This window comes from Streptomyces curacoi, assembly GCF_001513975.1.
GTDB classification, from domain to species: domain Bacteria; phylum Actinomycetota; class Actinomycetes; order Streptomycetales; family Streptomycetaceae; genus Streptomyces; species Streptomyces curacoi.
Genome location: NZ_KQ947988.1, coordinates 753,608 through 765,357, shown reverse-complemented (window position 1 = coordinate 765,357; position 11,750 = coordinate 753,608). Strand labels below are relative to the sequence as shown.

The 11,750-nt window shown below is 68.9% G+C and carries 12 protein-coding genes; 9 read left to right on the top strand and 3 right to left on the bottom strand.

Annotated features, from left to right (window positions below; translation table 11 throughout):
• Positions 1 to 12 precede the first annotated feature (12 nt).
• The 8 genes from AQI70_RS20230 (at position 13) to AQI70_RS20200 (ending at position 7,283) form a co-directional block, all read left to right on the top strand.
• The gene (locus AQI70_RS20230) at positions 13 to 681 is read left to right on the top strand and encodes an HAD family hydrolase (protein ID WP_062151874.1); all 669 of its coding nucleotides are present in this window, start codon (positions 13 to 15) and stop codon (positions 679 to 681) included.
• A gap of 77 nt (positions 682 to 758) precedes the next feature.
• Positions 759 to 1,991 (top strand): MFS transporter, encoded by a 1,233-nt coding sequence (locus AQI70_RS20225; RefSeq protein ID WP_062151871.1) that lies wholly within the window; start codon positions 759 to 761, stop codon positions 1,989 to 1,991.
• Positions 1,942 to 3,114 (top strand): acetoin utilization protein AcuC, encoded by a 1,173-nt coding sequence (locus AQI70_RS20220; RefSeq protein ID WP_062152045.1) that lies wholly within the window; start codon positions 1,942 to 1,944, stop codon positions 3,112 to 3,114. The genes AQI70_RS20225 and AQI70_RS20220 overlap by 50 nt, the downstream gene beginning before the upstream one ends.
• Positions 3,115 to 3,481: 367 nt before the next feature.
• Positions 3,482 to 4,297 carry a phosphatase gene (locus AQI70_RS20215; protein WP_062151868.1) on the top strand — a complete coding sequence of 272 codons (816 nt, stop codon included), beginning with the start codon at positions 3,482 to 3,484 and terminating at the stop codon, positions 4,295 to 4,297.
• Between the two features lie 129 nt (positions 4,298 to 4,426).
• Positions 4,427 to 4,639 (top strand): helix-turn-helix domain-containing protein, encoded by a 213-nt coding sequence (locus tag AQI70_RS20210; RefSeq protein WP_004984898.1) that lies wholly within the window; start codon positions 4,427 to 4,429, stop codon positions 4,637 to 4,639.
• Between the two features lie 156 nt (positions 4,640 to 4,795).
• Complete coding sequence (locus tag AQI70_RS37590) at positions 4,796 to 4,894, top strand: 30S ribosomal protein bS22 (RefSeq protein ID WP_003948845.1); 99 nt, start codon at positions 4,796 to 4,798, stop codon at positions 4,892 to 4,894.
• A gap of 257 nt (positions 4,895 to 5,151) precedes the next feature.
• The gene (locus tag AQI70_RS20205; RefSeq protein WP_003999032.1) at positions 5,152 to 6,213 is read left to right on the top strand and encodes an NAD-dependent epimerase/dehydratase family protein; all 1,062 of its coding nucleotides are present in this window, start codon (positions 5,152 to 5,154) and stop codon (positions 6,211 to 6,213) included.
• A 14-nt stretch (positions 6,214 to 6,227) separates the two neighbouring features.
• Positions 6,228 to 7,283, top strand: a complete 1,056-nt coding sequence (locus tag AQI70_RS20200; protein ID WP_062151865.1) for a 1-acyl-sn-glycerol-3-phosphate acyltransferase — start codon at positions 6,228 to 6,230, stop codon at positions 7,281 to 7,283.
• A gap of 89 nt (positions 7,284 to 7,372) precedes the next feature.
• On the opposite strand, the gene AQI70_RS20195 is transcribed toward AQI70_RS20200, so the two are convergent.
• From AQI70_RS20195 to AQI70_RS20185, 3 genes are all read right to left on the bottom strand, one after another.
• On the bottom strand, positions 7,373 to 8,617 hold the full coding sequence (locus AQI70_RS20195; protein WP_062151863.1) for a DUF5667 domain-containing protein: 1,245 nt from the start codon (positions 8,615 to 8,617) through the stop codon (positions 7,373 to 7,375).
• Between the two features lie 252 nt (positions 8,618 to 8,869).
• Positions 8,870 to 9,643, bottom strand: coding sequence for an ECF subfamily RNA polymerase sigma factor, BldN family (locus AQI70_RS20190; protein WP_079051376.1), 774 nt, complete (start codon positions 9,641 to 9,643; stop codon positions 8,870 to 8,872).
• A 716-nt stretch (positions 9,644 to 10,359) separates the two neighbouring features.
• The gene (locus AQI70_RS20185; protein ID WP_062152042.1) at positions 10,360 to 11,292 is read right to left on the bottom strand and encodes an HAD family hydrolase; all 933 of its coding nucleotides are present in this window, start codon (positions 11,290 to 11,292) and stop codon (positions 10,360 to 10,362) included.
• A gap of 164 nt (positions 11,293 to 11,456) precedes the next feature.
• Here AQI70_RS20185 and AQI70_RS20180 point away from each other — a divergent pair, with 164 nt between their 5' ends.
• Positions 11,457 to 11,744: a glutaredoxin family protein gene (locus AQI70_RS20180; protein ID WP_208607395.1), complete on the top strand. Its 288-nt coding sequence runs from the start codon at positions 11,457 to 11,459 to the stop codon at positions 11,742 to 11,744.
• Positions 11,745 to 11,750: the final 6 nt, after the last annotated feature.

Below are 11,750 nucleotides of genomic sequence, written 5' to 3'. Positions count from 1 at the left end.
AGGGTCGTAGGCATGCGCTATGACCTTGTCATCTTCGACAACGACGGTGTGCTCGTCGACAGCGAGCCCATTTCCAACCGGCTCCTCGCCGCGTACCTCACCGAGCTGGGGCATCCGACGACATACGAGGACTCAATCAGGGACTACATGGGCTCGGCGATGCACCGGATCCATGACCTGGTGCGGGAGCGGACCGGGCAGCTGCTGCCCGAGGACTTCGACGATGTCTTTCATACGCGTGTGTTCGCCGCGTTCGAGCGGGAGTTGAAGGCGGTGGTCGGTGTCGTGGACGTGCTCGAGAAGCTTGTGGGGGAGGAGGTGCCGTATTGCGTGGCCTCGTCCGGGAGTCATGAGCGGATTCGGGTGGGGCATCGGACGACGGGGCTGGAGCGGTTCTTCGAGGACGGGCGGATCTTCAGTTCGCAGGACGTGGGGCGGGGGAAGCCGGCGCCGGATCTGTTTCTGTACGCGGCCGAGCGGATGGGGGTGGCGCCGGAGCGGTGTGTGGTCGTCGAGGACAGCCCGCTGGGGGTGCGGGCCGCGGTGGCGGCGGGGATGGATGTGTACGGGTTCACCGCGATGACGCCTGCGGCGAAGCTGGCCGGGGCCACTCGACTCTTCGCCGACATGGGGGAGTTGGTCGACCTGCTCGTGTCTCCCGGTGAGCGCGGCATCGACTGAACTTGAACTGAACTTGAGGGAAATTCACCTTTGGCTGGATCTACCCACCAGTACGCCGGGGCCTTACGCTCGCCGCCATGACTGATGTGCTGCGGCGCGGTAGGGCCTCGTTGGCGTTCAGCTTCTTCGCCCAGGGCGTCGCCTTTGCGCTGCTCGTGACCCGGATTCCGGCCATCCAGGACCGGTACGGGGTCTCCGACGCGCTGCTGCCCGCGTTCCTCGCCGCGGTGCCGATCCTCGCGGGCGTCGGGAGTGTGGCGACCGAGCGGCTGGTGAGGCGGATACCGCCGAGCCGGTTGCTGCGGTGGTCCCAGCCCGTGGTGCTCCTGGCGCTGCTCGGAGTCGGGGCGGGGGAGCGGATGGTCGAGCTGGGTGTCGCGCTCGCCGCGTTCGGGTTGGCCGTGGGTGCGCTCGACGCCTCGATGAACATGCTCGGGGTGAGTCTGCAGCGGTCGTACGGGCGAAGCATCATGCTCAGCTTTCATGCGGTGTACAGCCTGGGCGGGATCATGGGGGCCTCGCTGGCCTGGGTGGGGGCGCACTGGGAGCTGGCGCTGTTCGTGTCGTATCTGCCGGTCGTCGTGGTGTTGTTGCCGGCCGTGCTGGTGGGGAGTCGGTGGTACGTCGATGGGGGGCGTGGGGGCGATGTCGTAGCGGAGGGAGCGGGTGGGAGTGGGCCTGTTGCCTTCACGATGCTGTTGCCGCTGTGTCTGGTGATGACCTTCGCCTATATCGGGGACTCGACCGTCTCCAACTGGAGCGCGAAGTATCTGCAGGACGTGCTGGGGAGTTCGGAGCAACTGGCGACCGTGCCTTACAACGTGTACATGGTGACCACGTTGCTCGGGCGGGCCATCGGGGACTTCGGGGTGCGGCGGTTCGGGGCTGTCGCGGTCGTGCGGATGGGGGCGCTGGTGGCGGCCGTCGGGTTCGCGGTGGTGGCCGGGGCGCCGGGGGCGTGGGTGGGGATGCTGGGATTCACGCTGCTCGGGCTGGGGTTGTGTGTGCTGGTGCCGCAGACGTTCGCGGCGGCCGGGCGGCTCGCTGCTGAGAAGTACGGGCCGGGGGGTTCGGATGCGGCCATTGCGCGGCTCAATGTGTTCAATTACGTGGGGTTTTTGATTGGTTCGCCCCTGGTGGGTGCGCTCGGTGATGCGTGGAACTATCGCGGGGCCATGCTTGTGCCGATGGTGTTGGTGCTGGTGACGCTTGTGTACGCCCGGTCGTTCGCCACTCAACCGGACCGATACGGTGACGGGCATGAGCGGCCGCGCACAGCTGATGTGGGACGAGGCAGTAACGGGCTATGACTTCGGGCGGGACCATCCGATGGATCCCGTCCGCTTGTCCCTGACCAGGAAGCTTGTCGATGCCTTCGGGCTGGACAAGGACGTGGACGTCGTCGCGGCGCAGCCGGCCGGGGAGTCGACGTTGCGGCTGGTGCATCGCGAGGACTACATCGAGGCCGTGAAGGCGGCCTCGGCGGATCCTGGGGCGGCGGACCAGTCGTACGGGCTCGGGACCCTGGATGATCCCGCGTTCGCGGGGATGCACGAGGTGTCGGCGCTCATCGCCGGGCAGTCGGTGGGGGCGGCGGAGGCCGTGTGGCGGGGCGAGGCGTTGCACGCGGTGAACTTCGCGGGTGGGCTGCACCATGCGATGCCGGGGGGCGCGTCGGGTTTCTGTATCTACAACGATGCCTCGCTGGCCATTGCCCGGTTGTTGGAGCTGGGGGCTGAGCGGGTCGCGTACATCGATGTGGATGTGCATCACGGGGACGGGGTGCAGGCGGCGTTCTGGGAGGACCCGCGGGTGCTGACGATTTCGTTGCACGAGCATCCGCGGACGTTGTTTCCGCAGACCGGGTGGCCGGAGGAGACCGGGGGCGAGTCCGCGGAGGGGACGGCTGTGAATGTCGCGTTGCCGGCTGGGACCGGTGATGCGGGGTGGGTGCGGGCGTTTCATGCCGTTGTGCCGGAGCTGATCGCTGATTTCCGGCCGCAGGTGTTGGTGACCCAGCACGGGGCTGACACGCACTTCGAGGATCCCCTCGCTCATCTCGCCGTGTCGTTGGACGCGCAGCGGGCCGTGCAGATGGCCTGTCACGACCTGGCGCATGAGTACGCCGACGGTAGGTGGGTTGCCCTGGGTGGGGGTGGATACGCCGTGGTGGAGGTCGTGCCGCGGTCGTGGACGCATCTGGTGGGTATTGCGGCGGGGCGGCCGATCGAACCCGAGACGATGATTCCTGAGGGGTGGCGGCAGGAGGTGTTCGCGCGTACGCGGCAGTTGGGGCCGGCTCGGATGACGGATGGGCGGTGGCCTGTTTCGTGGGGTGGCTGGGAGGCGGGGTACGACCCTGCGGACCGGTTGGATCAGGCGGTGCTGGCGACTCGGCGGGCGGTGTTTCCGTTGCGGGGGTTGTTGGCGTAGGTGGGGGGTGTGGGCGTCTGGGGTTTTCGCCCCCGCCGCCCCTACCCGTCCCATCCCCCAGGGGCGCTGCCCCTTCGACCCCGTTCCCTGGGGGCCTGCGGCCCCCAGACCCCCGCTGTCGGCCCTGAAGGGGCCTCGTCCTCAAACGCCGGACGGGCTGAGATTGCCGGGACCGGCGCCGGGAAGTGACCGTCGCCGGGTATGGGCAGTGACCGCCGCCCGGTGTGCGGCCCCAAGCGGGTGGGTGGGGCTCGGGATGGTGTCGTCTCGTTCTCGTATTAGCCGAACAGTGGCCGTATTAGTCCAACGGCGCGGTGTTTCCCCGTTCCCGCACCGCCGTTCCGTTCCGTCCGTCACCATCGCTCACGTGTTGAGTACCGGAGCCCTTCGCGCGCATCTCCTGGCCGCTCGGCTTGCCGGGATGGTGGCCACCTCTCGGGAGGAGAGTCTCAGGAGTTATCGGCTCTTCGCGGCTCGTGATCCTCGGGTGCTCATCGGGCTCGATCCGGTGCGGAACTGGGGGCAGCGGGATCTGATCGCGTTGATGGCGGACAGGTGTGGGGTTTCGGCCGATCCTGCATGTGTTTCGGGCCTTGACGTGATCGATCCGGAGCTGACTTTGACCGCTCTGGATGCCTTCGCCGACCGGCTCGGTGCTGCCGCCCAGCGTGGCGTGCCCGTGCTGCTGGGGACGGGGCACCCGCATCGACTGCTCGGCTTCTACGCCGCCTTGGCCGACGCGTTGTCGGCGGCGGGATGTGCCGTCCTCACCCCGGCGCATGGTCGCTGTGTCGACATAACGACCCGGTTCGGCCTACGCACGTACAACCTCGACTACGTACGAGGAGTCGCGTTGGTGCGGGAAGCCGGCGCTCCGAGCACCGGGCGTGAGACCGGCGCACACACGCACTCGCCGCTCCCGGTTCGTACCGCGCTCGCCGCTGCCGCGGAGGCCGGCGGGCCGTTGCCGGAGCTGGTGATCGGGGACCACGGTTGGGTCTGCGGGGCAGGTCAGCTGGGGTTTGAGGCCATTGGTCTTGCCGATACGAATGACCCCGCGCTCTTTGTGGGTCAGGCCGAGGGGGTCGTGTCCGCCGTCGTTCCACTTGATGACGCTGTGCGGTCTGATTACTACCGGCCGCTTACCCAGTACGTACTCAATCGAGCGTGTCTGTCCCAGTAGGCCGCCGATGGGTGCACCTCTTCCCCACTCGCATCACCCGCCCCTACATTGGGGAGTGAGCACGCAGCGACGAAGAGTCACCGGAAGGGGAAGCCGGTGGCCGTCGAGTGCGGAAGGTTCAGGTGTGTCATGGCTGCAGCTGGCGAGAGGCCTCTGAACGAGGTTCAGTTCCTTACCGTGGCGGAAGTCGCCTCGGTGATGCGAGTGTCGAAGATGACCGTGTACCGGCTGGTGCACAGCGGTCATCTGCCCGCGATCCGGGTGGGGCGGTCCTTCCGTGTCCCCGAGCAAGCGGTTCACGAGTACCTCCGCGAGAGTTATGTGGGGGTGGAAACCGCCTGACGGCAGTGGGCGAGGGGGATCCTCAGGGCTGTTCAGGAATCCCCTTCGCCCCCTCGATTACGACCTCAGCGCTCGGGCGGGTAGGCTAGCCCCTCGTAGGTCGTGTGGGCCCATGGCGCCCAAACACCGAGTGATGAGAAGTGAGCGAGGGTAGTCGTGGGCTCTGTTATCAAGAAGCGGCGCAAGCGGATGGCCAAGAAGAAGCACCGCAAGCTGCTCAAGCGCACGCGCGTTCAGCGTCGCAACAAGAAGTGAGCGGCGCCGCGTAAAGCGGCGGCGTGTTTGTGGCCCCCCACCGCACCTGGTGGGGGGCCACATCTGTATCGAGGCGCTGTGCGACGGGTCGGGCCCTGTGCGTATGCCCGGACGGACGCTTGACCCGTCTGGTCGTACGCACGGAAATCTCGTCACTTCATGCATTGGGCGGTCATCACAGCGCAACGTCAACCCGCTAAGTTGGCCGCAGACGGGGAACTCGGCAGGGTACGAGTGCGGGAAGGAAGGCGCTGATCTTGGGCAAGGTCGTGCTCGTCACCGGAGTGGCCCGTCAACTGGGGGGCCGTTTCGTACGACGGATCCAGCGGGACCCACAGGTGGACCGGGTGGTCGCCGTGGACGCGGTCCCGCCCGAGCATCATCTGGGCGGTGCCGACTTCATCCAGGCCGACATCCGGCAGCCCACCATCGCGCGGGTGCTGGCCGAGAGCGGCGCCGACACCGTCGTACACATGGACGTGACCGGAACCGCGCTCGGCAGCGGCAGCCGGACCGTGGTCAAGGAGACCAACGTCATCGGGACGATGCAGCTGCTCGGCGCCTGCCAGAAGTCCCCCACCGTGAAGCGGCTCGTGGTCAAGTCCAGTACGAATGTCTACGGCTCCGCGCCTCGCGACCCGGCCGTGTTCACCGAGACCACCCCGCCCAAGTCGCTGCCCAGCGGCGGCTTCGCCAAGGACACGGTGGAGGTCGAGGGGTATGTGCGCGGGTTCGCGCGGCGGCGGCCGGATGTCGCCGTGTGTGTGCTGCGGTTCGCCAACATCCTCGGGCCGAGCGCCGACACCCCCCTCGCCTCGTACTTCTCGCTGCCCGTTCTGCCGACCGTCTTCGGGTACGACCCGCGGCTGCAGTTCGTGCACGAGGACGACGTGATCGAGGTGCTGCGCATCGCCTCGCACGAGCCGGAGCGGGGCACGCTCAACAGCGGCACCTTCAACATCGCCGGCGACGGCGTCCTGCTGCTCTCGCAGTGCTCCCGGCGGCTGGGCCGACCCACCGTGCCCCTGCTGCTGCCCGCGGTCACCTGGGCGGGTTCCCTGGTGCGTACGCTGGGCATGTCGGACTTCTCACCGGAGCAGATCCGGCTGCTCACCCATGGCCGGGTCGTGTCGACGGTCCAGATGCGAGAGACGCTCGGATTCAAGCCGAAGTTCACGACGGCGGAGACCTTCGCGGAGTTCGCGCGCAGCCGCGGGCCCGGTCTGCTGCCGCCGGAGGCCCTTGCGGGGGCCGTCGACCGGATCGCCGCGCTGCCCGTCCTGGGCGGCGGTCACCCCCCGACGCAGAGCGCCAACTGAGGAGCGCATCAACGATGGCGGACGCCAAGGTCATTCCGTTCGACGACGACCGGTCCCGTGGGAGCGCCGTGCAGCGGCCGCCGCGGCGCCGGAGCGCGGGGAGCCGGCGCAAGAGCGGTGAATCCGCGCTGGTACGCGAGGTCCAGCCCCTCCCCGGACGGGCCTTCGCGCAGGATGATGTTCCCGTGACACGTGAGGAACAGCCGCCCCAGCGGCCCCAGGACGACGACGGCGGCCTGGAGCGGCGCATCGCGAGCGGCCTGTCCTTCCTGCGCCGCCGCCTCACCGGGGACTACGAGGTCGACGACTTCGGCTACGACGAGGAGCTCACCGACCAGGTCCTCATGTCCCTGCTGCGCCCGGTGTACGAGAAGTACTTCCGGGTCGAGGTGAAGGGTGTCGAGAACATCCCGACCGAGGGCGGCGCGCTGATCGTCGCCAACCACTCGGGCACGCTCCCGCTGGACGGCCTGATGATGCAGGTCGCCGTCCACGACCACCACCCGACGGGCCGGCACCTTCGCCTCCTCGCCGCCGACCTGGTCTTCATGCTGCCGGTGGTCAACGAACTCGCCCGCAAGCTCGGCCACACCCTGGCCTGCGCCGAGGACGCCGAGCGGCTGCTGGGGCAGGGCGAGTTGGTCGGCGTGATGCCGGAGGGCTTCAAGGGCATCGGCAAGCCCTTCAGCGAGCGTTACAAGCTCCAGCGCTTCGGCCGCGGCGGCTTCGTCTCCACGGCCCTGCGCCAGGGGGCCCCGATCATCCCCTGCTCGATCGTCGGAGCCGAGGAGATCTACCCGATGATCGGCAACGCGAAGACCCTCGCCCGCCTCCTGGGCTTCCCGTACTTCCCGCTCACGCCGACCTTCCCGTGGCTGGGCCCGCTCGGCGCGATCCCGCTGCCGACGAAGTGGACGATCCAGTTCGGCGAGCCGATTCCCACGGACGGCTATCCGCCGGAGGCCGCCGAGGACCCGATGCTGATGTTCAACCTGACCGACCAGGTCAGGGAGCAGATCCAGCACACGCTGTACAAGTTGTTGGTGCAGCGGCGGTCGGTCTTCTTCTGACAGAAGAAACGTTTGTATGAGTCGTACGACGAAGGGGGCGCCCTCTCAGGAGGGGCGCCCCCTTCGTCGTACGACTTGCTTCGCAGCGGCTAGTTCGCGCCCTCGCCGTCGATGCTCAGGCCGGGCAGGAGACCCGGGAGCAGGGGCGGAAGGGTGACGGCGGGCTCGGTGCTCGGGGTCGACGTGGACGGTGATGTACCGGTGCCGCTGGTGTCCTTCGGCGGGTCGAGCAGGCCGCCGGTGCTTCCGCCGAGCAGGCCCTCGCTCTCGCTGCCGGAGCCCTCGGCCGACTTGCTGGGGCTGCTGCTCCGGCTGCCGTCGGAGGAGCCGTGCCCGGTGCTGGGGCGGGCCGAGCGGTCGGAGCCGGACGTGCCGGTGGAGGTCGAGCCGGAACCGCCACGTCCCTTGCCGTCGCCGCCCTTCGCCGGGGCCTGCGGGAGGAGGGACTGCAGCGGGGCGACCTCTTCGTCTATGGCGTCGAACACCGACGACACCTGGTCACTGACGTCCCCGAGCTGAAGGGGAAGCCGCGCGCGAAGGGCGCCCCACACCTCGCGCTGGGAGCGCGAGAAGGCGGAGAGGGCCTGGATGGGGCCCAGGGACTTCGGGTCGCGCTGGTAGGCCTCGCGCAGCAGTCGATGACCCTCCGAGGCGTCGTGCCGCATGCCGGACAGGGCGCGGCGGATCTCGGCGACCGACTCGTGGTCGAGATGTCCGCCACGGCCGCGCTCCATCAGCCGTCTGGCCTCGCTCAGCCGGGTGGAGGCCTGGTCGAGATAGGTTCGCCCGCGCTCATCATCGCTGTCGGCCAGGATGTTGAGCTTGAAGTCCTCGATGCCGCGCTTGAGGCCGTAGAGGGAGTCCCCGGGCAGCGCCTCGGAACTGGCGGCGGCGACTCCGCCGAAGGCTCCCGCGGCGACACCGACGCTGAGCCCGCCCGCGGTGAGGCCCTTGGCCAGTCGCGAACGCGGCCGCAACTTCCCCAGCGGGGACGCCCGGTGAGCGCCCTGTGCCCGGTCCGAACGCTGCTCGGGCAGGGCGGGACCCGCCTCGCCGGCCGCGGTGCCCTCCTGGAGCATGGCCTCCATCGCGGCCACGAGCTGGGCCCGCTGGACGACCTTGACCTCGGGGTCGAATGTGGGCTTGGGCAGCTCGCCGAGACTCGCGGTGAGGGCCAACAGGCGCCCCTGCTCGGTCTGTTCCGCAGCAGCCGCTTCAGGTGCCGATCCATCGGGCTGCTCGGCCTGCTCGGCCGCCGAGCCCTGGTCGGTCAACTCCTCCAGGGCCTGGGCGAAGGCGTTCGCCCGCCGGTGTGCCGATACGTTCGCGATCACTGGCGGCACCTCCTCTCGTGATGACGGTCGACTCCCCAGGGGGTCCTGAGGGTTGCACGCCCTGACCGAATCCACACGATCGAGTGATCGAAGTCGGTCAGGGAGTGACCACAGGGAGCCTGCATCCCGCACAACGAGTGGCGCGGCACTTGGGTTACGGACTGCGGATGAACGGACCGCGAAGTCAACAGAGTGTCACCGATGGCGAGTTGGTGGTTGCGGAGCGTGCTGATGCGAGGAGGGCGGGGTTGGTCAGCGCGCGTCGTCCGGGAGGAGCCGGGCGAGGGTGCGGACGGCCCGGTACTGGAGGGTCTTGATGGCGCCCTCGTTCTTGCCCATGACGCGGGCCGTCTCGGCGACGGAGAGGCCCTGGAGGAAACGGAGGGTGACGCACTCCTGCTGCTGCGGGTTGAGCCGCCGTACGGCGTCGAGCAGGGCGGCGTTGGAGAGGGATTCGAGGACGGAGTCCTCGGGGGACCGCTCGACCTCGTTGGCGTCGAGCATCTCGCCGGTGGTCACCTCCAGCCGGAAGCGGCTGGACTTGAAGTGGTCGGCGACGAGGTTGCGGGCGATGGTGACGAGCCAGGCGCCGAAGTCCCGGCCCTGCCAGGTGAAGGTGCCGATGCGTCGGAGGGCCCGCAGAAAGGTCTCGCTCGTGAGGTCCTCGGCGGTGGCCTTACCTCCCACGCGGTAGTAGATGTATCGGTAGACGGTGTCGCTGTACTGGTCGTAGAGGCGTCCGAACGCGTCGGCCTCGCCGGCCTGTGCGCGTTCCACAAGATCCATCATTCGAGCGCTGTCGCTGTCCGCGGCCGGCCGCCGAGCGGTCGCCGCACCGGCCGAGCGCCCCCGTCTGCTGACGGTGGCGCTGCCGTCGGCGAGCGCGTAGCACGGGCCTACGGGCGCGGTGGTAACGGCGAGGGCGGGGACGGCGTACGCGGTGGGGACGAAGCCGCGCAACAGGTCTTGGACCGTTGCGCGCAGCGTAGCCAGGCCCGAGGCGTCAACCCCGACGTGTGGGTACACGGGACTCCCAGAGGCAGAGCTTCCATCACGTGCAGTGCGGGACCGTTCACCCGTCGTAGCGACGGAGGGGTACCGGTTTGCGTCTGAGGAGAATAACGCTTCGTGCAGGCACTGCTACGCCCAGTTGCTCAAATCACCGATTGCGTCTCTTCTGTAACCCTTTGGCGGCGGTTCAAGTGCCGCAGAGTGATCGCTTGTTGATCGAATGCGTCCGGGTTCGGGCTGACTCCAGCGCGTGTTGTGGTCGTGTGCAGCCAAGGGGACTGGACAGGGGGTTGTGCGGGTATGGGGTGCGGATTGGCTGTTCGGCCCGGGCGTGGTCTCGCCCCCGCCGCCCCTACCCGTCCCACCTCCAGGGGCTCCGCCCCTTCGACCCCGCCAGGGGGCTGCCGCCCCCTGGACCCCCGCTTCGGCCCTGAAGGGGCCTCGTCCTCAAACGCCGGACGGGCTGACCAATGCCGACCGGCGTCGATGGGGCGCGTACCCCCGCGGCGCCGCAGTCGCGTACGGCGGGAAGGGGACGTGTCGGAGGGTGTCCGCCCGCAGTGGCCGGCGTCAACACGCGGTAGCTCTTGGCCTAAGGGGGCCGCCGGTCCGAGGACGGACACCCCCCGGCGCGGCCCCGACCCGCAAACGCACCGCAGGCGCTACGCGTACCCCCACCGGACCCGCGCAGGCCGCCGCAGGCGTCGCATTACTACTACCTACTGCCTCTACTACCGCCGGCGGCGGTGCAGGGCGATCGCCGCGGCCGTCCCGCCGGCCACCGCCCCCACCCCGGCAGCCGCCGGGATGCCGACCTTCGCTGCCTTTCGGCCCGTGCGGTAGTCGCGTAGGCGCCAGTCCAGCTTGCGGGCGTGTTTGCGGAGCTTGGTGTCGGGGTTGATGGCGTAGGGGTGGCCGACGAGGGAGAGCATCGGGATGTCGTTGTGGGAGTCGCTGTAGGCGGCGCAGCGGGCCAGGTCCAGGCCCTCCGCGGCGGCCAGGGCGCGGACTGCCTCCGCTTTTGCCGGGCCGTGGAGTGGCTCGCCCACCAGCTTGCCCGTGTAGACGCCGTCCACCGACTCCGCGACCGTGCCGAGGGCACCGGTGAGGCCGAGGCGGCGGGCGATCACCTGGGCGATCTCCACGGGGGCGGCCGTCACCAGCCACACCTTCTGGCCCGCGTCCAGGTGCGCCTGCGCCAGCGCCCGCGTGCCCGGCCAGATGCGCTCGGCCATGTACTCGTCGTAGATCTCCTCGCCGATCGACATCAGTTCGGCGACCCGATGGCCCTTGACGATGGAGAGCGCGGAGTCCCGGGCGTCCTGCATGTGCTCCGGGTCCTCGACGCCCGCCAGCCTGAACCACGCCTGCTGCCAGGCGAACTTGGCCAGGTCGCGCGTCTCGAAGAACTTCCGCTTGTACAGGCCCCGGCCGAAGTGGAAGAGGGCGGCACCTTGCATCACGGTGTTGTCCAGGTCGAAGAACGCGGCGGCCTTCTCGTCGCCGAGTACCGGGAACTCCGGTTCCTCGTCGGAGACCGGAGGGGAGACCTCCGTCGCGTCCTGCGAGGACTTGCGCGCTGCCTCCGCCGAGGCCTCGCCAGCCAACACGCTCCGCGCGGTGGCGGAGCGCCTACGGGGAGTGAGCCATCCAAGAGCGGCCATGACCGTGAGCATAGCCAGTTTGTTCGGTGTAACCGGAGTCGAGAGGTTTGAAGGCTGTGAACTCTCCGCGACCGCGCCGTTAAAGAACCGGGGTCAAAGAACCGGGAAGGCCAGGTTCGCCCGGCTGTTCCGCCGGGACCCCGCCCGGCGCACGGCGCGCGAGAATGGCTGGCATGAGCCCCTTCTTCCGTCGCGGCGCGGCCAAGTCCCCCGAGGACCGGCTGGTCACGCTCATCCGCAAGCCCGGCTGTCATCTGTGTGATGACGCACAGATCGTCATCGAGAAGGTGTGTGGTGATCTCGGGGTCCCCTGGGAGGAGAAGGACATCACCCAGGACCCCCAACTCCACGACCGGTACTGGGAACAGATCCCCGTCGTCCTGGTCGACGGAGCCCAGCACACCTTCTGGCGCGTGAACGAGGACCGCCTCCGCAAAGCACTGACCGAGTAGTCCAAC